Origin of the sequence: Leclercia sp. W17, from assembly GCF_003336325.1 — a bacterium.
In the GTDB taxonomy this organism is placed as follows: Bacteria; Pseudomonadota; Gammaproteobacteria; order Enterobacterales; family Enterobacteriaceae; genus Enterobacter.
This window is the reverse complement of record NZ_CP031101.1, coordinates 610,602-633,945: the sequence shown is the minus strand read 5'-3', so window position 1 is coordinate 633,945 and position 23,344 is coordinate 610,602. Positions and strand designations below refer to the sequence as shown.

The following is a 23,344-nucleotide window of genomic DNA, read 5'->3' as shown; positions in this document are numbered from 1 at the left end:
CACCCTTACTCACGATCTGAATCCTGTGGGTTAAGACGTTTATGCGCGCGTTTTTTCAGTAACGAGTAGAGGCTCAGGCCAATAATCGTCGCGAACAGCAGGCCAAAAATTGCCAGCATGGCGGAGTGCTGCGTGGCATACCACACCACCATCATGTACCAGGGCATCTGGCCGCTCGGGAACTGCGGGCCAACGCGGAAGCTGCGTACGCCGTTTTCATCGGTGATGATCGCCGTATCGCCGCGGATCCCGGCGTTGATGCGGGCCGAGTTAAGATCGTTATGCAGACGCGAAAGCTGTTGGTCATTGCTGCCAATCGCCATCACCACCAGACGTTCCGGGTTCCACTGGGAGCGGAAGCTGACAAAGCCGCGCCAGGATTCATTCGACGAGAAGTAGCGGTCGGCATCGACGCCCGACGCGTTCCAGTCGCCCTCCAGCAAGCGCTGCGCTTTTTCCAGCATCTTCGGCTCGCGCACCCCAAAGGTGTGCTCGTTGCTGATAAACGGCGACTGGGCCAGCAGCGCGCGGTTGAAGGCGGTTTGGTCCAGCGTGGAGACCGCCAGCACATCGCTTTCACTGAGGCGCAGCAGGTTCGCCCCGCCAGATGGCAGACCGAACATCACGCGGTTGTTGTTCAGCGCGGTGCCGGTGGCGTTCCCGGAGCGGGCAGAGAGATCCAGCAGGGTGCTGATCTCGCTTTCGCTCGGGTTCTCCGGCAGCAGCAGCACCGTCTGGGAGAAGTCCGCCAGACGGGTGAACGGGAACGAGGCGCCGACGAAGTACGACAGGTTCGGCAGCAGCGTGAAGTGGCGCGTGTTGCTCAGATCGATGCTGGAATCTTCGTCGATACGGCTCTTGATGTTGTTATTGAGCAGCACGCTGCACGGCGCGGTCTCTTTGGTCTGGATGTTGAAATAGAGCTGCAGCTGGTTGTCACCGTAAATCAGGTATGGCTCCAGCGGCACCTCAACATTCTCCTGACGCGCATCGCCGCCAAGCTTGTGCCACAGGCTTTCGAGCAGCCCCTGTTTGTTGACCGGTAGGTTGCGCAGGAACGCGCCGTTGAAGGTCATCGACAGGTACGAACGCTGCTCGTCAATCCAGCTTTCGGACGGGAAGCGATAGGCCACTTTCAGCGGAATGGTGTCGCCATCCCACATAAAGAGATCCGGTGCGGCGCGGAACCCAAGGGTCAGCGGCTCGTGCCAGATGCCGGTCACCGTCAGACTCTGATCTTTACGCATCAGCTCGCTCAGCAGCACCGGGCGGTCGGTGGCGATCCAGCGCGGGGCGTCATAAGGCTTGCTGACCGGGATGTTCTGGGCCTCCACCGGCAGGCTGGTGGTCTGGCCGCTGAACTGTCCGCGGGTCAGACGCCATGCGGCGCTTTTCAGCTGCTGCTCGTTATTGCCCACCACCAGCAGCAGTTTGTAGATCGGGTTGGCCGGGTTATCCACCACCTGGAGCATCGCCCCGTTAGAGGCGGGCAGCGTCAGGCCGCCAATCGACTCGCCCGGTTTGCCGAACAGGATGCCGTTTTTCTCCGGCAGCTGGTCATGCAGGGCGTCAAACGAAATACCGCGGTAGTCCGCTTCGATCCCCAGCCACGAGGCGATCAGCGCCGCCGCGCCCACCTGCTCCGGCAGGGTTTTGGCCGGGAAGGCGAAGGTCAGCGTAGTCGGCGTCATCTGCATCTCATCAAGGAACGGACGCGGGAAATGGCTCAGATCCGCGCCGATGTTCAGCTGCTGCGCCTCCAGGTCGAGACGCGTGTTCGGCATGATGGTGACCTGATAATTGTCCGACAGATCCCGCTGGCACAGCAGAGCGTCGCCGTCGTTGATTTTGAAGCTGATGTTATTGCGTGATACCACCATCGCCGCCGGGATCTCCAGCTGATAGCTCGACACGTTACTGTCGGCAGAGCCCAACGGTACTGTCCCCAGCGGCTGGCCGTTGAGCATCAGCTGCAGGGTGGTATTACGGGCCGCCATCGCCGGAGAGACCTTCAGGTTCAGCTCCAGCTGGGCATTGGTGATCACCTGGTCCGCCGAGAGGGTGAAATCGATCCCCCCCTGTAGCTGGCCACCGCTTAACACCACGCCATTGGGCTGCCCCATCTGGGCAACGGTGATACTGCTGCTGGTGCCAGGGGTGATCCCCATCGGCACCCGAGAAGCAGGTACGGCATCGGGCGTCACCGGTACGGCATCCGGTGCCGGGCTGGCAGCCGGTTCCGCAGCCGCCTCTGCCGCCGGTGGGGTCTGGAAAGCGGGCAGCGTATCGGGTGCAGGCAGGGAAGCCGGCGCCGCATCCGCAGCGGACTGCGCCGCGTCCGTCCCTGGTGGCGGGAGATCCACCGGCAGCAGCGATTCCACGGTGGTCGGCTCTTCCGCCGTCACCGGCTGCGCCAGTACGCCAAATACAAACAGCATCTGCAGGGCTTTGCGGGTCATCCCTTTCATACAGCGGTATCCTCGGTGGCGTTATTCCTGCGCCCTGCATCCTCATGGCGTTGACGACGCTTATTACGACGGTCTTTCCAGGTCAGCCAGAACAGATCAAATACGCTGCGAATAATAATAAACAACGAGCGGAACGGATTGTCCTGCGGCTTAGGCGGGTTGATCCACGCATCGGCGCGGGCCAGCACCACGCGCACCAGCTCGCGGCGGCGCTCCAGCGGGATCTCGGCAAACATCAGGCGAATGTACTGCTCATCGTGCGCAATCACGCTCACCGGGATGCTGATCGCCCCCGACTGCAGCTGAAGCTCAATCTCTTCGATCTCATCGGTCAAGTGGCGATCATCCACCACCGCAATACGGCAGCCGCCCATGGAGAGATCCAGGGTATGGCTGCGCGAGGAGATACCGCTGGCGTAGTGGATCACCACCGGCACGTTGGCATCGATACGGATCGTCTTACGCGTCTGGCGGGTTTCCCGCGCCACGGCAATGGCCGCCAGCAGGAAGATCAGGCTGTAGATACCCCAGCCGACGTTCAGGGCGATAACCATCGGATCGACGTTGAAATAGTCATGCGCGACGGCGCGCGTGATCCCGGCGACAACGCCTGCCGCCAGCAGCACCGCAATAATCAGGTGTGGGCGGACAATGCTGAAGTCGAAATAGCCCACGTCCAGCAGCGCGCCTTTATCGGTTACGTTGAACTTACCGCGTTTCGGGAAGATCAGGGTAATCACCGTCGGCAACACCAGATGGAAGGCCAGCACCAGGTCATAGATCTCCCCCCAGAAGCTATAGCGGAAGCGCCCGTTGACCCGCGAGTTCACATAGATGCAGAGGAACAGGTGCGGCAGCATATAGGCGAAAATCAGGCTCGCCGAAGAGTGGATGATGTTCAGGTTAAACAGCAGGTAGGCCAGCGGCGCGGTGAGGAACGCCACGCGCGGCAACGCAAACTGGAACGAGAGCATGGCGTTGAGATAACACAGACGCTGCTGCCACTTCAGGCCACGGCCCAGCAGCGGGTTATCGACCCGCAAAATCTGCGTCATGCCGCGCGCCCAACGGGTACGCTGGATCACGTGCACCACCAGGCGCTCCGTCGCCAGCCCTGCGGCCAGCGGAATATTCAGATAGGCCGATTTCCAGCCCAGGCGCTGCATCTTCAGCGCGGTATGGGCGTCTTCGGTAACGGTTTCCACCGCAAAGCCGCCAATCTCTTCCAGCGCGCTGCGACGGATCACCGCACAGGAGCCGCAGAAGAAGGTGGCGTTCCAGTTATCGTTACCGCGCTGGATCTGCCCATAGAACAGCTGACCCTCGTTAGGAATATCGCGGCCTGCGGAGAGGTTACGCTCGAACGGATCCGGCGAGTAGAAGTAGTGCGGCGTCTGCATCAGCGCCAGCTTCGGATCCTGCAGGAAAGCCCCAACCGTCGCCTGCAGGAAGATACGCGTCGCCACGTGGTCACAGTCAAAGACGCAGATCAGCTCGCCTTTGGTGAGCTTCATCGCGTGGTTGAGGTTGCCCGCTTTGGCGTGGGAGTTGTCGTTACGCGTGATGTACCCTACCCCGACGTTGGCGGCAAACACCGCGAACTCGCTGCGCTTGCCGTCATCCAGCAGGTAGATCTTCAGCTTATCCGCCGGATAATCCAGGCACTGTGCCGCCAGCACGGTATCGCGCACCACGTCCAGGCTTTCGTTATAGGACGGGATATAGATATCCACCGTCGGCCACTGCGACATATCATCCGGCAGCGGCACAATCTTGCGCTGTAACGGAAAGAGGTTTTGCAGATAACTCAAAATAATAGTTATCCAGATATAGAGTTCGGCGAGAAATAACCCGATCCCCAGTATGGCCTCAATTTCGGAATTAAAGTGCAGCGTCTGCGTGGCCCGGAACCAGATATATCGTGTGGACATTAACACCGCCACGATCATCATGATTACCGATACGCGGTGATGTTTGCTAAAGCCGAGCAGCAGCAGCGCCCCAATGCTGATTAAGCCGAAGATATACTGCTTCTGGCTATCCATTGGGGTGATAATAATTAATACGGCGATGGGTGCTAAGACCAATAGCAGTAGATAAAACAGCGCCTTTTTCATAGGACGTCCTGGAAATTGTCGTCAGAAACCGGAGGTTCTCAGGTTGGCGTGCACGGCGCCGTCCCCCACCTGGATACCCAAAATACCCGCGATACGCTTACTCACCAGCTCGATATCGAACGCCGCCGCCGAGGTGGCGCTGAAATCCAGTATCGATTGCTGTGAGGCATTGGCCTCAGGCACGCTTTCATCCCGGTTGATCACACCAAGCAGGCGATCGCCGAGGCGTTGCTGTAAGAAGGCGGTGACGTCACGGCTGATATGGCGCCGGTTGTCACTCTGGTTCACCAGGAAATAGTATCCGGCCTTGTTGTTCGGCGGTTCGCCGCCGGTCAGCCGGTGGTTTTCAATATGTGGCAGCAGTGACAGCGAGGCGGTGTCGGCAAGCAGGGTCACCAGGTGCATATCGGCCAGCGGGGAGATCGCCTTCAGCGCCGGGTTCGGCCCTGGCGGGAAGTCGGCCAGAATGACCAGCCCCGGATAGTTCAGCAGAGAACTTAACCCACGCGCCAGGAAATTGCTGTCGCTGGTGAGGTTATGTTCAAAGATCAGGCGCTGCTCTTCCGTCACTTCACCGTAGGGCAGGACAAACATATTGTTGCCCGCCGTCAGCACCGACTGGCTCCAGTCGGCGGATTCATTGGCGCGGGCAACGTAGCCGCGTCCGTCAGATAACGGCACGCCAAAATGCAGACGCAGCGCGTTCTGTACGTCGAAGTCAATGGCCAGAACTTTACTGCCGGAACGTGCCAGAGCATAAGCGAGGTTGGCCGTGACCGTGGTTTTCCCGACTCCGCCTTTTGGCGAGCAAATACACACTAACGGCATGAAGCGATTTTCTCCAGGAGCGGTTGTAAGGGAAGATCTTTTACCGGATGGCTGGCACGTTCAGACGCTTTGGTGGCGAACAGCTGCTCAAAGCGCACCGGCTCTGCAGGTTTTGGCGCAGGGGTAGTGTGCGCAATGGGCACTACGGGCGCAGGGGTTGCACGAACCTCAGGTTGCGGCGCAGGCGACTCTTTCATCGGCGGCTGGCTTGCCACTTCAGGTTTAAGCTGATCGAACAGCGAGGGCGCAGGCTGAATCGGCGCCTCTTTTTCGGCGCGGTCACCATTCATGCTTTGCATGATCGACGGCGAGGAAACGGCAGGCGCCTTCGTCAGACTGGCAAAGGCAGCATCCAGCTCACCGGGTTGCACTGCCTGGGGAACCGGTACGGCGACGCTGCCCGCTTTCGCCAGCGCCGCGTCATTATTCACACCTGCCAGCTGGTTGATGATCGCCCAGCCGCTACTGGAAGCCTGCTTGTTTTGCGCAGACAAGTCCTTGAAGTTGATGTCACCGGTGCGCGTTTTATCCTTGAAACGCTGCAAATCATCATAATTTTTCATGGTATTACTCGTGATTTACAAGTCAGTATTTTTTGTTTCCTGCATGACTTTGCCAGGGACAACATTTTTGTGGGAATACGAACGTGTAAAGGGGATCAGTGATTAACAACCGCCATAAAGCATTCCCTTTACGGGTAGTCATATTTGCTTAGTAAATATTCTAATGCATATTACGTAGAGCTAATACTATGTACAAGCTTATCGACAGATCGCGTAATTTCTCCACTTTCTGCCAGCAGTAACCCCCAACATACAGATAAAATATCGCTCTATGTTACCAAGGCGAGAGATTAATCCAGCAAAAATATAGCACGCAAAGCTTAATATCGACAGGAAACTATAAGCGGGGTTTATGAAAAGCAGGATACAGGGGTGAGTATGGCGGGTGCACGGTAGCCTTTTTATATTTGCCAGCATCATTTCCTTTTAATATGTATTTGCTGGATGCCAGTCCCGGTGATGAGATTATTGACCGCTTCACGGAGAGTAAGATCCAGCGCTTTGCCGTTCAGCGTGGCACCGTAGCTGGCGAGGCCGCCGCTGCGAGCTTACCGCGCGCAAAATTAACGCATTCCCCCGTCGCGCCATTCATCAGACATGTGTATTATTCCCTGTTGTTTTCCTGACAACTATCCTTAACTCAAATACTTAAGCGCAAAAGCGAAAAGCATCATGAGCACACCGATCAAACGGCTGGAAATCATTAAAAATGCTATCGAACTGGAAGATGACGACATCATCGAGAGTCAGCTGGCACGGTTAAAAAGCGAAGCCTTTGACGATGAGCTGCAGGCGATCGTCGTGGCGCTTGAGCAGAAAAACTACACCGGGGCGATGGCGGCCATTACCGAATGGCTACAGAGCCAGCGTGCCGTTATCACTTGGCGGGATCCGCAGCTGGCCGCCAGCAAGCTGGAGCTGAAAGCGCTGGAAGAGCGCCTGCGCGATCTTATCGATCGCCGTAACGCCCGCGTCCAGCAGCTGGACGAATTTAACGACCTCTACCTCACCCGTCTCGGCCCACTGATGAGCCAGATCCTCGCCTTGCGCAAAACCCTGGCGGAGCTGAATCTGCGTCGCCAGCAGGCAGAGGCGCGCCGCCGGGAAGCGGACTATCGCCGCTGCCAGCAGTATGTCGCCCAGGCGGTAGAGGTGCTGGCTACCCTGACCCGGCACTGGCGCGATCTGCCCGCCGATTCGGTGCAGGCCGCCGCGGCGCGCAAGCATTTACAGCAGCAAAGCAACCTGATCGCCAACCTGCTGGCCGAAGCCCAGGAGCTGGAAACGGGCTTAACCCGCGAAGAGGAGCCCGCCCGCCAGGCGCGGGACGAGGCCAACGACGAGTACGAAAAATACCGCGAGCAGCAGCATGAAGCGGAGATCCGGCTGCGCAAGGGCAAAGACCTGTCCGAAGAGGATCAGAACGAGTTAAAACGGCTCTGGCGCCAGGCGAGCAAGCTCTGTCACCCGGATCTGGTGGCGGACGAGCTGAAAGAAGAGGCGAATGCCATGATGGTGCAGCTTAACCAGGCGAAGCAGCGCGGCGACGTGAAGGCGATCCGCTCCCTGGTGGCCCGCCTGCATCAGGGGCTGGAGCCGCTGATGGCCAGCGACCGGCTGAACGACCTGTCGCGTATCCGCAAGAAGATGGCCCAGGTTCGCGAACAGATCGACACCCTGGTGAGCGAGCTGGCGGAGCTGGAAAAAGAGGAGTCCTGGCTGCTGGTCTCCTCGCTGAGCAATATGGAAGCCTACTTCGCCCAGCAGGAGAAAGCCCTGCACGAGGTACGCGCCTCGCTGGAACATCAGGTCAGCGAAGCGCAGCTCGACGACGTGGCCTGACTATTTGGCGTGCCAGTACGCGCTGGCACGCACCAGCTTCTGATCGATGGCGTCGGTTTCAAACAGGCGGCTCAGGTTTTTCACCACCTTCCCTTCCCCGGTCAGCCAGATGAAGTAATCTTCTGCCGGCACGCTGAGCGTCGCCAGACGATCCGCCACCGCCTGCTCGTTATGCCCCACCACCCAGCTGATGTTGAACTCGCTTAAGTGCGCCAGATAGTCCTGGCAGGCGGCATCGCTCACGGTCACCACAGCGTGCACTTCCGGACGTACCGGCAGGGCGCACAGGGTCTCCAGACGGCGGCGCAGGGCGGGCATGCCCGACTCATCGCAAACGTACAGCTGCCAGGCGTAATCTTCCGGCACCACCAGTGAACCGCGCGGACCACCGATGGAGAGGGTATCTCCCGGTTTTGCCTCCACAGCCCAGTTGCTTGCCACCCCACCGTCGTGAATAAAGAAATCGAGCACCAGCTCGTGACGAGCCGCGTCATAGAGCGGGGTGTAATCCCGCGCCTGCGGACGCACGCCCTCACCCCACTCCACGCCCTCGTCCGTCACTACCGGAGGAATAAAGGTCGTGCCCTGTTCCGGGAAAAAGACTTTGCAATGGTCGTCGAAGCCGCGGGAGCTGAAGCCCTCCAGCGCTTCGCCGCCCAGTATGATGCGCTGAAAACCGGTGCTGACGCGCTCAACGCGGAGCACATTCAGCTCGCGAAAGCGCAGGTCGTTACGGACACGTTGAGGGTAGCGAGTAGTGGTCATAATGTGCCTTCGTGAAAGTGAAACCGATATATCGAAAATGTAAGTTAAATGATAATGATTGCTAATAAGAAGAATTGCAAGATTTTTTTGATATAGACAGACTTCGCAATCCCAAAGCCAACCACACGCATTAAAAAGATTAAATATTAGCAACTTAAATAAATTACGTGCGATGACGTTGCTTGTTTTTAATATTTAGTTATAAATTAGATATATCAAAAATATGGAGAAAGACGATGCGACACTCTCACGACCATGACCACCGCGATCACGCTCACCGCGGACGCGGCGGCGATCACCATCACGGCGGCGGTCGCCGCCAGCGCTTCTTTGGTCACGGCGAATTACGGCTGGTGATCCTCGATATCCTGACCCGCAACGCCAGCCACGGTTACGAGCTGATTAAGGCGATCGAGACCCTGACCCAGGGCAACTACGCCCCCAGCCCGGGCGTCATCTACCCGACGCTCGATTTCCTGCAGGATCAGCAGTTCATCACCCTCACCGAGGAGGAGAACGGGCGTAAAAAGATTGAGATCACCGTTGCCGGACAGCAGTGGCTGGATGAAAACCTTGAGCATCTGGAGCACATTCTGGCGCGCGTCAAAGCGCGTTGCGTGGGCTTTGAGCTGCGCAAAAACCCGCAGATGAAGCGGGCGCTGGATAACTTTAAAGCGGTGCTGGATCTGAAGGTGAATCAGGGAGAGACCAGCGACGCGCAGATCAAACAGATTATCGGCGTGATCGACCGCGCGGCGCTGGAGATCTCCCAGCTCGATTAAGCGGCGACGCGGAACACTTTCACCAGCGCTTTCAGGTTCATCGCCTGCTCGTTAAGGGATGATGCCGCCGCAACGGACTCCTCCACCAGGGCGGAGTTCTGTTGGGTGGTGGAGTCAATCAGGCCAATGGCGCTGTTGATCTGCGAAATGCCTTCCGTCTGCTCATGGCTTGCCTGGCGGATCTCACGCAGGATGACATCCATCTCCTCCACGTTACCCACCATGCCATTAATCAGCCCGCTGGCTTTTTCCACCAGCGCCATCCCGTCCTGGGTCTGGCTGGTTGAGCTTTCAATCAGCTGCCGAATTTCGCTGGCCGAGGTGGCGCTTTTCTGCGCCAGCTGGCGAACTTCACCGGCCACCACCGCAAAGCCGCGGCCATGCTCGCCCGCGCGCGCCGCTTCTACCGCCGCGTTCAGCGCCAGAATGTTAGTCTGGAAGGCGATGGAATCGATCAGGTTGATGATGTCGGACATCCGGTTGGAGGTCTCGTTAATCAGGCGCATTTTGCTGGTGACCTGCTGCATCATCTCGCCGTTGTGTTTCACCACCCGGGCCGCGTCCGCAGAGAGGTTCGTCGCCTCGCCGGTATGCGAGGCGGTGTTTTTCACCGTCGCGGTGATCTGCTCCATCGACGCCGCCGTTTGTTCAACGGAGCTGGCCTGCTCTTCGGTACGCGCCGCCAGATCCTGATTACCCGCCACAATCTGCGCCGCGGCGCTGGAGATGCTCTCCGAACCGGTCTGTACCTGCTGCACAATCTCCAGCAGACGGACTTTCATCTCCATCAGCGCCGTGAGCAGCTGGCCGGTTTCATCTTTCCCGTGCGAGGCAATATTGCGGGTGAGATCGCCCTCGGCAATGGACTGGGCAAAGCCCACCGCCTCGCCCAGCGGACGGGTGATGGAGCGCACGATAAACCAGCCCATCAGGCTGCCCACCACCACGCTGAAGAGCGTGATGAGGATCAGCACCAGACGGTTGCTTTTAAAATCGCCTTCCACCTCTTCACCTGCGCGCTGCATCTGGGTGTTCTGGATCGCAATCAGCGCCTGCACCTTCGCTTTATAGGCTTGCTGCAAGCTGAGGGTGTTGGTCATCATCTCCTGAATCGCCCCCGCCCGATCGTTGTTCTGCACCGCCTGCAAAATGCGATAGCGGGAGTCAAGATACTGCTGGCGAACGCCGCGGATATCGGCCAGTACCTGCTGGGATTGTTTATCCTGTAGGGCTTTGTCCAGCTCCCCGAGGATCAGGGTGATACGCTCGCTGATCGCCTTCAGATGCTGCTCTGATTGCGCCGTGTAAGTGCCCTGATCGTCCAGCAGCATCAGCTGTTGAGTGCTAATAAATTCCTGAAAATTTTCGATTAGCTGGTTGGCTTTTACGGTCGTGGGATAATCGCTGGTGATGATGGATTGCATCCCGTTATTTGCCCGGTTCAGGCTCAACAGAGATAAACTCGCACTTATCCCCATCAGGACAATAAAGAATCCAAACGCCAGAAATAATTTCGTGCCGATTTTAACGTCTTGTAAGAACATATTTACTCCATCGATGTGATTATTTCTCAGACGATCAGCGTTATCGGTAACTCTACCGCTAACTTTATGACTTTGATCGCTTTTTTATTTCATAATCACCACAATGGATAGGCGCAGACTATTAATTTTAACTCATCGATCGTTATACAACCACCGGCACACTTTTTTAAACAACGCAACAGGGAAAACAGACGCAGGTTAAGAGAATTAACCGCAGCGCTTTTTTTAATTATTTAATAATTAAGTAACAATAAATGATAAAAATAATGACAATTCGCCCATAAAAAAACCGCCTACGCTGTGAAGCGCAAACGGCTTTTTAGAACATTACTGACTCAGTGAAGGACGGTGACCGCATCCTCAAGGCGTTTAGCCCGGTGTTTCACCATCGCCGACACCTGGGCGCTGGTTTCCACCAGCGCGGCGTTTTTCTGGGTAATCGAATCCAGCTCCGCTACTGCGCGGGTCAGCTCCGACAGCCCGGACGCCTGCTCGGAGGTCGAGTGGCTGATCTCCGCGATAAGCCGGGTGACGTTCTGCACTTTCTCCACAATATCATCCATTGTGCGCCCGGCAGCATTGACCTGCTCCGAGCCCGACAGCACTTTACTGGCGCTGGCGTCGATCAGCTTGCGGATGTCGTTGGCGGCGGTGGCGCTGCGGCTGGCAAGATGACGCACCTCTCCGGCTACCACCGCAAAGCCTTTGCCCTGCTCCCCTGCCCTGGCCGCTTCTACTGCCGCATTCAGCGCCAGAATATTGGTCTGGAAGGCGATGTCATTGATCAGCTTGGTGATAGAGCCGATACGCTGGGTGCTGTCGGCAATCTCGTCCATGGTTTTGACCACGGTTTGCATCGCGTGTCCGCCTTCGGTGGCGGCATCGCTGGCGGCGATGGAGAGCTTATCGGCATCTACCGCGGTACGGGTGTTGTTCTGCACCGTCATCGCCAGCTGGTTCATGGTCTCCACGGTCTGCTTCACATTCGAGACGGTCTGATGGGTGCGATCGTTGAGGTCGTCGTTGCCCCTCGCCAGCTGCTCGCTGCCGTCACGCACGTTGACGACCTGGCTGGAGACATCATTGATCAGCCAGCGGCACATCAGCCCGAGCTGACCGACCGCCCGCAGGGTCAGCCCCAGCTCGTCGCTGCGGTTGAGATGCTCAACGCTGTTGCGCTCGCCCGTCGCCACCTTCAGCGCCTGACGCGCCACGTTCTCGACCGGACGCACAATCTGCTGCTCAAACAGGAGCGTACCCAGCAGCATGACCAGCGCGCTGGCGCCCAGTGCTGCCCATCCCGCACCGGTGGCAAACAGGGTGGCCGCCAGCACGGCAAATAACGCGGTCATCACGCCGCGGACCCGCCAGCGCAGCGGCATCGACGGGAGTTTGCCGGCCCAGCCTCTGGCAACCACCAGCCCTTTATGCACGCGCTTTTTGCAGCGCCCTTCGTTCAGCGCCTTATAGAGCGGCTCGACAGCGGCGATCTCTTCCGGCGTGGCTTTCACGCGGATGGACATGTACCCGGTGGTCTGGCCGTTGCGCACCATCGGCACCGCATTCGCGCGCACCCAATAGTGATCGCCATTTTTACGGCGGTTTTTCACAATTCCGCTCCAGGGTTCGCCCTGTTGCAGGGTATACCACATGTCGGCAAAGGCCGCTTTTGGCATATCCGGGTGACGGACCTGGTTGTGCGGCTGTCCTGACAGTTCGGCAAGCGTATACCCGCTTACCTGCACAAACGTGTCGTTGGCCTGAGTAATGTAGCTGTGCAGATCGGTGGTGGACATCAGGGTGGTGTCATCTTGCAGCGGGTATTCACACTGCGTGACAAACGGTTGAGGCGACATAGGCATCCCTTGCAGGTTACTTGAATGTTATTTTTGTGGCGTAAATATTTTACGGCGGTAACGAACATATCTTTAGTTGTTAAACATGCCTGAGATCGCAAAACGCCACTAAACCGCATTTTTTGTGTGTTTTTATAATTTATTGATATCTAATGGTTTCGCAGAGAAACTACTCCTGAAGGAGGATCCGTATCTGTTCCCTTTCCGCCCTAAAACAGAGCAAATGCACTGCTATCGGGCGTCTCTGTTTCTGAAAATTCCCTGCCGCAGCGGCCAGGCTGCGCTTTTGCATGATTAAATATTGTGTAACATTATTTTAACCTGGCGTTTATCCCGATTTTTGTTAAGGCCCTGGATGTGGCGTAAAGCCTGCAATACTTAATCCAGTATCATGTGATACGCCATTCCCGGGAGCACATCTTGAACAGGTTACCTTCCAGCGCGTCGGCCCTTGCCTGTACCGCGCACGCCTTGAATCTCATTGAGAAGCGAACGCTTGATCATGAGGAGATGAAACAACTTAACCGCGAGGTGATTGATTACTTCAAAGAGCATGTCAATCCAGGTTTTCTCGAATACAGGAAATCGGTAACGGCAGGCGGGGATTACGGAGCCGTAGAGTGGCAGGCGGGAAGTTTGAATACGCTTGTCGACACTCAGGGACAGGAGTTTATAGATTGCCTGGGTGGATTTGGTATTTTCAACGTGGGGCACCGTAATCCAGTAGTGGTTTCCGCCGTACAAAATCAGCTTGCAAAACAACCCCTTCATAGCCAGGAACTGCTTGACCCTTTGCGGGCGATGCTGGCAAAAACGCTGGCGGCACTGACGCCGGGGAAACTGAAATACAGCTTCTTCTGTAACAGCGGCACGGAATCGGTCGAAGCGGCGATCAAACTCGCCAAAGCGTACCAGTCGCCGCGCGGGAAGTTCACGTTTATCGCCACCAGCGGCGCCTTCCACGGCAAGTCGCTCGGGGCCCTCTCTGCCACAGCGAAATCCACCTTCCGTAAGCCGTTTATGCCGCTGCTGCCGGGCTTCCGCCATGTGCCGTTCGGCGACATCAACGCCATGCGCACCATGTTGTCGGAATGCCATAAAACCGGCGATGATGTGGCAGCGGTGATCCTCGAGCCTATCCAGGGCGAAGGCGGGGTGATCCTGCCTCCGCAGGGCTACCTACCCGCGGTGCGTCAGCTGTGCGATGAGTTTGGCGCGCTGCTGATTCTGGACGAAGTGCAGACCGGCATGGGGCGCACCGGCAAGATGTTCGCCTGCGAGCATGAAAACGTGCAGCCGGACATTCTGTGCCTGGCCAAAGCGCTGGGCGGCGGGGTGATGCCGATTGGCGCGACCGTCGCCACCGAAGAGGTCTTCTCGGTGCTGTTCGACAATCCTTTCCTGCACACCACCACCTTTGGCGGTAACCCGCTGGCCTGTGCCGCGGCGCTGGCGACCATCAACGTGCTGCTGGAGCAGAACCTGCCCGCCCAGGCGGAGCAGAAAGGCGATATGCTGCTGGATGGCTTCCGTCAGCTGGGGCGTGAATACCCGGACCTGGTCCAGGAGGCGCGCGGCAAAGGGATGCTGATGGCGATTGAGTTTGTCGACAACGAAACCGGCTACAGCTTCGCCAGCGAGATGTTTCGCCAGCGGGTGCTGGTGGCAGGCACGCTCAACAACTCGAAGACCATTCGCATTGAACCGCCGCTGACGCTGACCATTGAGCAGTGTGAGCTGGTGCTGAAAGCGGCCCGCAAGGCGCTGGCCGCGCTGCGGGTGAGTGTGGCTGAAGCGTAAAAACCGCCGGGCGGCGCTGCGCTTGCCCGGCCTACAAAATCCGCACCGTTTGAACCCTTGTAGGCCCGGTAAGCGAAGCGCCACCGGGCAACAGACCGCACAAGCCCGTAGGCCCGGTAAGCGCAGCGCCACCGGGCGATTTTTACGCCGGCATCAACCCGACAAAACAACGTTTTTTACGCGGCTCCGACATCAGATCCTCAAGCTTCTCCACGCAGGCCAGATAGTGCGGGGTCTGCTTATGCGCCGCCACTGCCTCCTCATCCTTGTAAGCCTCGTAGATAAAGAACCGGGTTTTCACCCGCGGATCCTGCAAAACGTCGAACCGCAGGTTGCCCGGCTCCTGGATCGCCCCTTCATGGTTGGCGCGAAACACCTCCAGAAACTCGTCCACCTTGTCCGGCTTAATATTGATTTCCACTAAGGTCACGTTCATTGTGTTTCTCCTTGTTTTTCCTCCTGCCAGAACTGATACGCCTCGCGGGCGCTCATCTTCTCGTGCACCACCTTCTTCACCGCCTTCAGCATCGCCAGCGGCGCGCTGGACTGGAAGATATTGCGTCCCATATCGACACCCGACGCGCCCTGATCGATGGCGCGGAAGCACATCTCCAGCGCCTCGTGCTCCGGCAGCTTTTTACCTCCGGCAATAACAATCGGCACCGGGCAACTGGCGGTCACTTTCTCGAATCCCTCTTCCACAAAATAGGTTTTGACGAACTGCGCCCCCATCTCGGCGGCGATGCGGCTGGCCAGCGAGAAATAGCGCGCGTCGCGGGCCATCTCCTTACCCACACCAGTCACCGCCAGGGTCGGCATACCGTAGCGGTTGCCCGCATCCACCAGCTTGATGATGTTATTGATCGACTGATGCTCATACTCACTGCCGATATAGACCTGCGCCGCCACCGCACAGACGTTGAGGCGCAGGGCGTCTTCCATCGCCACCGCAACGCATTCGTTAGAGAGTTCGCCCAGCATCGAGTTGCCCCCGGAGGCGCGCAGCACCACCGGCTTGTTGGTGGCGGGCGGCACGGTGCTTCTGAGAATGCCGCGGGTACACATCAGCACATCGGTTTCGCCGAACAGCGGGGCAATGGAGAGATCGATACGCTCCAGCCCGGTAGTCGGCCCCTGAAAGTAGCCATGATCGAAGGCCAGCATCACCGTGCGGTTGCTGGTGGGGTTAAAAATGCGCGCCATGCGGGACTGCATCCCCCAGTCCAGCGACCCACACCCCTTCAGGGTAAAAGGCACATTCTGCTGCGGCCGGTCGAGGCCAAAGTTCTTGCCCTCTTTGATGTCGTCTAAATCAGCCATGTTCTCTCCCGTCAGAAGTCGTAGTTGTTGATGTTCTCTTTGGTGAACACCACCCGCTCCGGCAGCAGCACAATGCCGTTGCCTTTCGCTTCATACTGATAGCCCTGCACGCTGTTCGGCTCGACCTTGAGATTGCCGATATCTTTGATCTCCACGCTGTCGCCGACGTTAAGATCGCCTTTTTTCAACAAACGATCGGCGACATTGACCGCAATTTTGCCCTGCTGCACCACATCCCACAGGCCGAAGGCTTTCACCGTGCCGCGCTCCACGTACGGACGCATGACGTTTGGCGTGCTGAAACCGACAATCGCCACCCCTTCCCGCTTCAGGTTTTCCGCTGCCTGGGCTGCCGCCGGCAGGGCGTTGGCATCCGGGGCGATGATCGCATCCAGATCCGGGTAGGCTTTTAAGATCCCCTCGGCGGTCTGCAGGGATTTAGTGGCGTCGTTATAGCCAAACTGGGTGGTGACGATCTGCCACTGGGGGTGGTCTTTGGCGATTTTGGCTTTCGCCGCGTTCACCCACTGGTTCTGGTCGGTAACGGTGGGGCTGGAGTAGAAGAAGGCCACTTTGGCATCGGGTTTAGTGACCTGCTTCGAGGCCATCTCCACCAGCAGGCCGCCGAGCTGTTCCGGCGTGCCCTGGTTGATGTAGATGCTGCGGCACTCCGGTTTGGTGTCGGAGTCCCAGGTCAGCACTTTTACCCCGCGCTGCATGGCACGCTTGAGCGCCGGACAGAGGCCGTCCGGCGACACGGCGGAGACGATAATGGCGTTATAGCCCTGGTTGACGAAGTTATTGATCAGCTGCACCTGCCCCGAGACGCTCGGCTCGGTGGGGCCATCGTAGGTGACGTCGGTGCCCAGCGCTTTACCCGCCTCTTTCGCCCCGTTGCCGCCGCTGGTAAAGAAGCCGACCCCCACCAGTTTCGGGATAAACGCAATGCGGTCGGCGGCCTGCGCCGAGGCAACGCTTAACGCTACGGCCAGCACCATCAGTTTTATTTTCATCTTACGCTCCGGGTAGTTTTGTGAAGAGAGATCGCACCCACTCACGGTGCAGACTCAGTGAACGTCCCATCACCACCACAACCAACAGCGCCCCTGACAGCGCGCTCGACACCTGGTTGGGGATGCCGACCATCTGTAACCCCTGTTGCAGATACCCCACCAGCAATGCCGCCAGCGCAGTACCCAGTACCGAACCTGAACCACCATAGATATTCGCCCCGCCCAGCACCGCCGCGGTGAGCGCGGGCATCAGCAGGTCGCGCCCTAAATCAGAGCGCGCCGAGCCGAAATAGGAGACCATCACCAGGGCGGCAATCGCCGACGCCACCCCCACCAGGCCATAGAGCGCGTAGGGCATGCCGTTAACCGACAGCGCCGCATAGCGCGCCGCGCGCGGATTCTGCCCAATCAGAAACAGATGGCGGCCAAAGCGCCCGCGATGGGTAATCAGCCAGAAGAGAAAGGTGATGATCGCGAACAGCACCAATGGGACAGGCAGCCCGATAACCGTGAGATTGGCAAAAGCGGTGAAGCTCTCCGGGAAGCCGCCAATGCCTTCGTAGCCGGTCGCCCCGGCCATACCCGAGAGCAGCAGCGCCCCGCCGCCGTAGAGGTAGAGTGTGCCAAGGGTGATCACCAGCGGGCTGATGCCGGTGTAGTGGATAAGCGCCGCGTTGAACAGACCACACAGCAGCCCGAGCAGCAGAGTGAGCGGGATCGCCGCCGCCATCGGCACGCCAGACTGCATCATCACCCCCAGGGCGATGGCGCACAGGCCGATGGTCGAGCCGAGGGAGATGTCTATCCCGCCGCTGATGATCACCAGCGTCAGCGGCAGCGCCACGATGCCGATGCAGATAAAATCGCTGGTGCTGAACAGCAGCATATTGATGTCGAGCATCCGCGGATTGAGGGTGCCAAACAGCAGGATCTCCAGCACCAGTAACAGCAGCAGCGCCCACTCCCAGTTAAGCTTCATCTACGCCACCTCTTTGTTGCGTTTGCGAAACGGGGTGACGTGCTTCCCCCCTTTGTTGCCCGGCTGAAAACGGCTGTACTTCAGCGCCCGCTGATGACGCGCCAGCGCCTGGCGCAGCCGTCCGTCGAGTACCAGCACCCCCAACAGCACCAGGCCAGCGATAAAGTCATTCCACCAGGCCGGGAGGCGGAACAGCACCAGCACGGTGTCGATCTGAGTCAGGAAGAAGGCCCCCAGCAGGGCGCCAATTAAGGTGCCGGTACCGCCGAGCAGGGAGATGCCGCCGAGCACGCAGGCAGCGATGGCTTTCATCTCCAGCCCGCTGCCGGTCTGGTTAGGGACAAAACCGATCTGCGCGGCAAAGACGATCCCGGCGCAGGCGGCCAGTACGCCGTTGAGGGTGAAGGCCACCATCCGGGTGCGGTTGACCGCCACCCCGAGCTGGCGGGCGGCAGCGAGGTTATCCCCCACGGCGTAAAAGTCCCGGCCAAAGGCGGTGCGCGACAGCGTCCAGGTCCCGAGAGCGGCGATAATCAGCACCACGATCCCCAGGGGCGATACCCCAAGCGCCACCGGCTCTGACAGGGATTTCAGGCTCACCGGCAGCCCTTCAATCCACTTCCCGCCGGTCCAGAGCAGCATCACCCCGCGCCACAGTCCCAGCGTGCCGAGGGTGGCGACAATCGCCGGAATGCGCAGCCCCACCACCAGCAGGCCGTTGAAGGCCCCCGCCAGCGCCCCGATCGCCAGCGCAAAGAGGATCGCCACCGGCAGGCCGTAGCCGTTGTTCAGCGCCACGCCCACGGCGATGGCGCAGAGCCCGACAATCGAGCCGACCGACACATCAATATTGCGGGTCAGCATCACCAGCCCGGCGCCGAGGGCCAGCAGGATCAGGATTTGCGAACTGGCGAAGATCATCCCCAGGGTCTGCAAACTGAGATAGGCTGGATTCAGGGCTACCAGCACCACAAACAGGGCGAGGATCGCCAGCAGAGCGCTGAGCTCGCGGTTTTTCAGGAGTGTTTTCATGCCTGCCCTCCGAAGGCCAGGGACATCATGCGATCGAGGCTGACGGCGTGGCGCGGCAGTTCCCCGCTGAGCACCCCCTGGTGCATCACCAGCACCCGATCCGCCAGGCCGGGAAACTCATCCATGTCGCTGGAGATCATCAGCACCGCCACGTTTTGCGCCGCTACGCTTTTGATTAGCTGATAAATATCGGCCCGGGCCGAGACGTCCACGCCGCGGGTCGGCTCATCGACGATCAGCAGCAGCGGATTGGCCTCCAGGCAGCGGGCCAGCAGCACCTTCTGCTGATTGCCGCCCGACAGGGTGCGCACGGTCTGATCCGGGCTGTTGAGTTTGATCCCCAGCGCCCGGTGATAGCGCTCCACCACCGCCGCCTCGCGTTTGCGCTGCTGCCATAGGGAAGGTTCGTTCAGCGCCACCGTATTCCAGCGTACCGGCGCATCGAGAAACAGGCCGGAGACCTGCCGGTCTTCCGGGAGATAGACCAGCCCTTTCTCCAGCCGGGCGCTGACCGGATCGCGGTCGATCTGCTGGTTTTCGAGCCAGATCCTCCCGCCCCGCGACGGGCGCAGGCCGTAGAGCGTTTCAGCAAATTCGGTGCGCCCGGAGCCTACTAATCCCGCCAGGCCGACGATCTCCCCGGCGTAGATCTCCAGACTGAGATCGATAAAGCCCTCCCCGGTAAGCGTCTCCACGCGCAGCACCGGAAAATCCTGCGCCTGGGTGCGGCGATTGCCCGGCAGCGCCAGCCACAGCTTTTGCGTGTCGCTCAACTGCTGATCGCGGCTGACCGGGGTCATGGCGGCGATGAGCGCGTTATCGTCAAACTGCGCGGTTTCGCCGCTCAGCACGATCGCCCCGTCACGCATCACCGAGACGTGGCTGGCGAGCTGACGAATTTCGGGCAGCTTGTGAGAGATAAAGACGATACCGACCCCCGTTTCCTGAAGCGCGCGGATCTGGCGGAACAGGCGCTCCGTTTCGCCCGGCGTCAGCGAGGCGGTGGGTTCATCGAGGATGAGGATCTTCGCCTCGCGCATCAGCCCGCGCAGGATCTCCACCATCTGCTGATCCGCCACCTCCAGGGTGCTGGCGGCGGCCTCTAAATTGAGCTGGCACTGGAGCTGCTCCAGCTTATCCCCAAGGCGCTGGGCGGTGGCCTGCCCGCGCGGCAGGCGGAAGAGAATGTTTTCCCGCACGCTGAGGTTCGGAAACAACATCGGCTCCTGGGGTACAAGATAGATGCCGAGCTGGTGGGCCTGGCCCGGTTTGAGGCGAGCAAAAGGCTGGCCCTCAATAGAAAGTTCACCGCGGTCGGGCGTTTCGACCCCGGCAACAATCTTCATCAGGGTCGATTTCCCGGCGCCGTTGCCCCCCATCAGGGCATGGACCTGGCCGGCAAGCAGAGTGAAATCAATGTTTTTCAATACTGGAACGCCGGAGAACTGCTTCTGGATCCCGCGCGCCTCAATCAGTGCTCTCATTATCGCTCCGCTATTGAACAAATGATTTTTGAAATTAATAATGTTCAAAAGCGTAGACGGTGAACTATATTTACAACCGTGCAGGGATCACAGTTTTAGGGATATGATCCCGATAATGCTGAAACATTCCGGAATATCCGTTTTGCCGTGTGGCTCACAGATTCAGGCTGCGGCAAAGCGAACATATGATCTAAATTTTGATAAGAGTTCAAATATGGCTGAGAAACGCGTTGCCGAAGAGGGACGATTTGCCGGACTGGCACTGACGGAAGAGGAACTGGTGGCGCGCGTGGCGTGGTGCTACTACCACGACGGCCTGACGCAGAACGATATCGGCGAACGGCTGGGTTTACCGCGGCTCAAGATTTCGCGGCTGCTGGAAAAAGGCCGACAGTCCGGGGTGATTCGCGTGCAGATCAACTCCCGCTATGAAGGGTGTCTGGCGCTGGAGACCGCCCTCCAGCAGCGTTTCGGCCTGAAGCTGGTGCGCGTGCTGCCCGCCCTGAATACCCCGGCGATGAGCGTGCGCCTGGGGATTGGCGCCGCGCAGTCGTTAATGGGCGTGCTGGAGCCGGGGCAACTGCTGGCGGTGGGATTTGGTGAAACCACCATGAGCTGCATTCAGCACTTAAGCGGCTTTATCAGCTCCCAGCAGGTGCGGCTGGTGACCCTCTCCGGCGGCGTCGGGCCCTATATGACCGGCATTGGTCAGCTGGATGCCGCCTGCAGCGTCAGCATGATCCCCGCCCCGCTGCGGGTCTCCTCCGCAGAGGTGGCCGGGATCCTGAAGCGGGAAACCAGCGTGCGGGATGTGATCCTCGCCGCCACCGCAGCCGACGCCGCCGTGGTCGGCATTGGCGCCGTAAACCAGCGCCGGGATGCCACCATCTTGCGCTCCGGCTACATCAGCGAAGGGGAACAGCTGATGTTTGCCCGCAAAGGGGCGGTGGGCGACATCCTGGGCTATTTCCTCAATGCCGAGGGAGAGCGGGTATCGGATCTGGAGATCCACCGTGAATTACTGGGCGTCACCCTCGATGAACTGGCACAGTTGCCCACCATCGTTGGCGTCGCCGGAGGAGAAGAGAAAGCCGATGCGATTTATGCCGCACTGAAGGGTCGCCGTATCAATGGCCTGGTGACGGAAGAGACGACAGCCCGCGCGGTGCTGGCTCTGGCCGGATAAGAGTCGCCCTGCGCCTGACACGAGGCAAGCTCATGAGTTACCTTTTAGCGTTAGATGCAGGGACAGGCAGCGTTCGCGCCGTGGTGTTTGATCTCCAGGGCAACCAGATAGCCGTCGGCCAGGCCGAATGGAAACACCTGAGCGTGGAGAACGTTCCCGGCTCGATGGAGTTCGACCTCGACACCAACTGGCGGCTGGCCTGCCAGTGTATTCACCAGGCGCTTGAGCGGGCGCACCTGACCGCGGCGGATATCCAGTCCGTCGCCTGCTGCTCAATGCGCGAGGGGATTGTCCTCTACGACCGCAACGGCGACGCCATCTGGGCCTGCGCCAACGTCGATGCCCGCGCCAGCCGCGAAGTGGCCGAACTCAAAGAGATCCACGATTACCGCTTTGAATCCGAAGTCTATGACGTCTCCGGCCAGACCCTGGCCCTGAGCGCCATGCCGCGCCTGCTCTGGCTGGCGCACCATCGCCCGGATATTTATCGCAACGCGGCGACCATCACCATGATCAGCGACTGGCTGGCGGCGAAGCTCTCCGGCGAGCTGGCCGTTGACCCCTCTAACGCCGGCACCACCGGCATGTTAGATCTCTTTTCCCGCGACTGGCGGCCCGCGCTGCTGGACATGGCCGGGCTGCGGGCCGATATCCTCTCGCCGGTCAAAGAGACGGGGAGCGTGCTGGGTGCCGTCACCCGGGAGGCGGCGCAGCAGTCGGGCCTGCGGGAAGGCACGCCGGTGGTGATGGGCGGCGGCGATGTGCAGCTGGGCTGTCTGGGCCTGGGAGTAGTCCGCGCCGGGCAAACCGCGGTGCTGGGCGGCACCTTCTGGCAGCAGGTGGTCAACCTGCCGCAGGTGCGCACCGATCCGCAGATGAACATCCGCGTGAACCCGCACGTCATTCCGGGTATGGCCCAGGCGGAGTCGATCAGCTTCTTCACCGGGCTGACCATGCGCTGGTTCCGCGACGCCTTCTGCGCCGAAGAGAAGCTGATTGCCGAACGCATGGGGATGGACACCTACGCCCTGATGGAGGAGATGGCCAGCCGGGTGCCGGCGGGCTCCCACGGGGTGATGCCGATCTTCTCCGACGCCATGCACTTTAAGCAGTGGTATCACGCTGCGCCGTCGTTTATTAACCTCTCCATCGACCCGGAAAAATGCAATAAGGCTACTCTGTTCCGCGCCCTGGAGGAGAATGCGGCGATTGTCTCCGCCTGCAACCTGGCGCAGATTTCGCAGTTCTCCGGCGTCACCTTTGATAGCCTGGTGTTTGCCGGCGGCGGCGCGAAAGGGGCGCTGTGGAGCCAGATCTTAAGCGACGTTACCGGCCTGCCGGTGCGGGTGCCGGAGGTAAAAGAGGCTACCGCGCTGGGCTGCGCCATCGCCGCCGGGAGCGGCGCCGGGCTGTATGGTGATATGGCTGCCACGGGAGAGTCGCTGGTGAAATGGAGCCGGGAATTTACCCCCAATCCGGCGCACCGGGCGTTGTACGACGGCATGATGCAGAAGTGGCAGGCGGTCTATGCCGACCAGCTCGGGCTGGTGGACAGCGGGCTGACAACGTCGATGTGGCAGGCACCGGGGCTGGTGCGCGCAACGGCGCCGTAAAAACGCCGGATGGCGCTGCGCTTATCCGGCCTACGATTTTGTAGGCCCGGTAAGCGCAGCGCCACCGGGGAAGTTCTTTGAGATCTATCACAATCATTCGATCCCGCTTTTACCTTTCTTCTGCCGCTGGCTAAATTAGTAACTCATCCGAC

The 23,344-nt window shown here is 59.3% G+C and carries 18 protein-coding genes; 5 read left to right on the top strand and 13 right to left on the bottom strand.

The genetic code is table 11. From position 1 onward, the window contains the following. Positions 1 to 5: 5 nt before the first annotated feature. From bcsB to bcsO, 4 genes are read right to left on the bottom strand one after another with little or no spacing between them, the layout of a single operon-like run. On the bottom strand, positions 6 to 2,468 hold the full coding sequence (gene bcsB / locus DVA44_RS03190; RefSeq protein ID WP_114385715.1) for a cellulose biosynthesis cyclic di-GMP-binding regulatory protein BcsB: 2,463 nt from the start codon (positions 2,466 to 2,468) through the stop codon (positions 6 to 8). Further along, positions 2,465 to 4,585, bottom strand: a complete 2,121-nt coding sequence (gene bcsA / locus DVA44_RS03185; RefSeq protein WP_114316629.1) for a UDP-forming cellulose synthase catalytic subunit — start codon at positions 4,583 to 4,585, stop codon at positions 2,465 to 2,467. The genes bcsB and bcsA overlap by 4 nt, the downstream gene beginning before the upstream one ends. Positions 4,586 to 4,606: 21 nt before the next feature. Continuing rightward, positions 4,607 to 5,413, bottom strand: a complete 807-nt coding sequence (gene bcsQ / locus DVA44_RS03180) for a cellulose biosynthesis protein BcsQ (protein ID WP_103824863.1) — start codon at positions 5,411 to 5,413, stop codon at positions 4,607 to 4,609. After that, positions 5,404 to 5,976, bottom strand: a complete 573-nt coding sequence (bcsO, locus tag DVA44_RS03175; RefSeq protein WP_114385714.1) for a cellulose biosynthesis protein BcsO — start codon at positions 5,974 to 5,976, stop codon at positions 5,404 to 5,406. Before bcsO ends, bcsQ begins: the two co-directional genes overlap by 10 nt. A 672-nt stretch (positions 5,977 to 6,648) precedes the next feature. On the opposite strand from bcsO, the gene DVA44_RS03165 reads away from it, so the two are divergent. Beyond that, positions 6,649 to 7,818, top strand: coding sequence for a DNA repair protein (locus tag DVA44_RS03165; RefSeq protein ID WP_114385712.1), 1,170 nt, complete (start codon positions 6,649 to 6,651; stop codon positions 7,816 to 7,818). On the opposite strand, the gene DVA44_RS03160 is transcribed toward DVA44_RS03165, so the two are convergent. Beyond that, on the bottom strand, positions 7,819 to 8,583 hold the full coding sequence (locus tag DVA44_RS03160; RefSeq protein ID WP_114385711.1) for a siderophore-interacting protein: 765 nt from the start codon (positions 8,581 to 8,583) through the stop codon (positions 7,819 to 7,821). Positions 8,584 to 8,819: 236 nt separating this feature from the next. Here DVA44_RS03160 and DVA44_RS03155 point away from each other — a divergent pair, with 236 nt between their 5' ends. After that, positions 8,820 to 9,365, top strand: a complete 546-nt coding sequence (locus tag DVA44_RS03155; RefSeq protein ID WP_114385710.1) for a PadR family transcriptional regulator — start codon at positions 8,820 to 8,822, stop codon at positions 9,363 to 9,365. Here the strand turns inward: DVA44_RS03155 and DVA44_RS03150 are convergent. Together DVA44_RS03150 and DVA44_RS03145 are read right to left on the bottom strand one after the other, a co-directional pair. Continuing rightward, a complete protein-coding gene (locus DVA44_RS03150) occupies positions 9,362 to 10,909 on the bottom strand; it encodes a methyl-accepting chemotaxis protein (RefSeq protein ID WP_114385709.1) in 1,548 nt (515 codons plus the stop codon). The two genes, DVA44_RS03155 and DVA44_RS03150, sit on opposite strands and share 4 nt — an antisense overlap. 335 nt (positions 10,910 to 11,244) lie before the next feature. Continuing rightward, complete coding sequence (locus tag DVA44_RS03145) at positions 11,245 to 12,765, bottom strand: PAS domain-containing methyl-accepting chemotaxis protein (RefSeq protein WP_114385708.1); 1,521 nt, start codon at positions 12,763 to 12,765, stop codon at positions 11,245 to 11,247. Between the two features lie 420 nt (positions 12,766 to 13,185). On the opposite strand from DVA44_RS03145, the gene ygjG reads away from it, so the two are divergent. Next, a complete protein-coding gene (gene ygjG, locus DVA44_RS03140; RefSeq protein ID WP_168194447.1) occupies positions 13,186 to 14,565 on the top strand; it encodes a putrescine aminotransferase in 1,380 nt (459 codons plus the stop codon). 142 nt (positions 14,566 to 14,707) lie between these two features. Here ygjG and lsrG read toward each other — a convergent pair whose 3' ends face one another. The 6 genes from lsrG to lsrA are packed head-to-tail and all read right to left on the bottom strand — an operon-like array spanning position 14,708 to position 20,393. After that, complete coding sequence (gene lsrG / locus DVA44_RS03135) at positions 14,708 to 15,001, bottom strand: (4S)-4-hydroxy-5-phosphonooxypentane-2,3-dione isomerase (protein ID WP_103177108.1); 294 nt, start codon at positions 14,999 to 15,001, stop codon at positions 14,708 to 14,710. After that, positions 14,998 to 15,885, bottom strand: coding sequence for a 3-hydroxy-5-phosphonooxypentane-2,4-dione thiolase (gene lsrF / locus DVA44_RS03130; RefSeq protein ID WP_114385706.1), 888 nt, complete (start codon positions 15,883 to 15,885; stop codon positions 14,998 to 15,000). The genes lsrG and lsrF overlap by 4 nt, the downstream gene beginning before the upstream one ends. A gap of 11 nt (positions 15,886 to 15,896) precedes the next feature. Continuing rightward, positions 15,897 to 16,898: an autoinducer 2 ABC transporter substrate-binding protein LsrB gene (gene lsrB, locus DVA44_RS03125; protein ID WP_103824876.1), complete on the bottom strand. Its 1,002-nt coding sequence runs from the start codon at positions 16,896 to 16,898 to the stop codon at positions 15,897 to 15,899. Position 16,899: 1 nt separating this feature from the next. Further along, positions 16,900 to 17,877: an autoinducer 2 ABC transporter permease LsrD gene (gene lsrD, locus DVA44_RS03120; RefSeq protein ID WP_114385705.1), complete on the bottom strand. Its 978-nt coding sequence runs from the start codon at positions 17,875 to 17,877 to the stop codon at positions 16,900 to 16,902. Further along, positions 17,878 to 18,909 (bottom strand): autoinducer 2 ABC transporter permease LsrC, encoded by a 1,032-nt coding sequence (gene lsrC, locus DVA44_RS03115; RefSeq protein ID WP_114385704.1) that lies wholly within the window; start codon positions 18,907 to 18,909, stop codon positions 17,878 to 17,880. After that, entirely contained in the window at positions 18,906 to 20,393 is a 1,488-nt protein-coding gene (lsrA, locus tag DVA44_RS03110; RefSeq protein ID WP_114385703.1) for an autoinducer 2 ABC transporter ATP-binding protein LsrA, read from the bottom strand. Before lsrA ends, lsrC begins: the two co-directional genes overlap by 4 nt. Before the next feature lie 214 nt (positions 20,394 to 20,607). Here lsrA and lsrR point away from each other — a divergent pair, with 214 nt between their 5' ends. After that, the gene (gene lsrR, locus DVA44_RS03105; RefSeq protein WP_103177114.1) at positions 20,608 to 21,579 is read left to right on the top strand and encodes a transcriptional regulator LsrR; all 972 of its coding nucleotides are present in this window, start codon (positions 20,608 to 20,610) and stop codon (positions 21,577 to 21,579) included. A 32-nt stretch (positions 21,580 to 21,611) separates the two neighbouring features. Continuing rightward, the gene (lsrK, locus tag DVA44_RS03100; RefSeq protein WP_114385702.1) at positions 21,612 to 23,192 is read left to right on the top strand and encodes an autoinducer-2 kinase; all 1,581 of its coding nucleotides are present in this window, start codon (positions 21,612 to 21,614) and stop codon (positions 23,190 to 23,192) included. The last annotated feature ends 152 nt before the right edge of the window (positions 23,193 to 23,344 follow it).

Excerpts from the sequence above, each read along its gene's own strand:
- bcsA (WP_114316629.1), bottom strand. The coding sequence starts at position 4,585 with ATGAAAAAGGCGCTGTTTTATCTACTGCTATTGGTCTTAGCACCCATC.
- bcsQ (WP_103824863.1), bottom strand. The coding sequence starts at position 5,413 with ATGCCGTTAGTGTGTATTTGCTCGCCAAAAGGCGGAGTCGGGAAAACC.
- DVA44_RS03155 (WP_114385710.1), top strand. The coding sequence starts at position 8,820 with ATGCGACACTCTCACGACCATGACCACCGCGATCACGCTCACCGCGGA.
- DVA44_RS03165 (WP_114385712.1), top strand. The coding sequence starts at position 6,649 with ATGAGCACACCGATCAAACGGCTGGAAATCATTAAAAATGCTATCGAA.
- lsrC (WP_114385704.1), bottom strand. The coding sequence starts at position 18,909 with ATGAAAACACTCCTGAAAAACCGCGAGCTCAGCGCTCTGCTGGCGATC.
- bcsB (WP_114385715.1), bottom strand. The coding sequence starts at position 2,468 with ATGAAAGGGATGACCCGCAAAGCCCTGCAGATGCTGTTTGTATTTGGC.
- DVA44_RS03145 (WP_114385708.1), bottom strand. The coding sequence starts at position 12,765 with ATGTCGCCTCAACCGTTTGTCACGCAGTGTGAATACCCGCTGCAAGAT.
- lsrK (WP_114385702.1), top strand. The coding sequence starts at position 21,612 with ATGAGTTACCTTTTAGCGTTAGATGCAGGGACAGGCAGCGTTCGCGCC.
- bcsO (WP_114385714.1), bottom strand. The coding sequence starts at position 5,976 with ATGAAAAATTATGATGATTTGCAGCGTTTCAAGGATAAAACGCGCACC.
- lsrA (WP_114385703.1), bottom strand. The coding sequence starts at position 20,393 with ATGAGAGCACTGATTGAGGCGCGCGGGATCCAGAAGCAGTTCTCCGGC.
- lsrR (WP_103177114.1), top strand. The coding sequence starts at position 20,608 with ATGGCTGAGAAACGCGTTGCCGAAGAGGGACGATTTGCCGGACTGGCA.
- lsrD (WP_114385705.1), bottom strand. The coding sequence starts at position 17,877 with ATGAAGCTTAACTGGGAGTGGGCGCTGCTGCTGTTACTGGTGCTGGAG.
- DVA44_RS03150 (WP_114385709.1), bottom strand. The coding sequence starts at position 10,909 with ATGTTCTTACAAGACGTTAAAATCGGCACGAAATTATTTCTGGCGTTT.
- lsrG (WP_103177108.1), bottom strand. The coding sequence starts at position 15,001 with ATGAACGTGACCTTAGTGGAAATCAATATTAAGCCGGACAAGGTGGAC.
- DVA44_RS03160 (WP_114385711.1), bottom strand. The coding sequence starts at position 8,583 with ATGACCACTACTCGCTACCCTCAACGTGTCCGTAACGACCTGCGCTTT.
- lsrB (WP_103824876.1), bottom strand. The coding sequence starts at position 16,898 with ATGAAAATAAAACTGATGGTGCTGGCCGTAGCGTTAAGCGTTGCCTCG.
- lsrF (WP_114385706.1), bottom strand. The coding sequence starts at position 15,885 with ATGGCTGATTTAGACGACATCAAAGAGGGCAAGAACTTTGGCCTCGAC.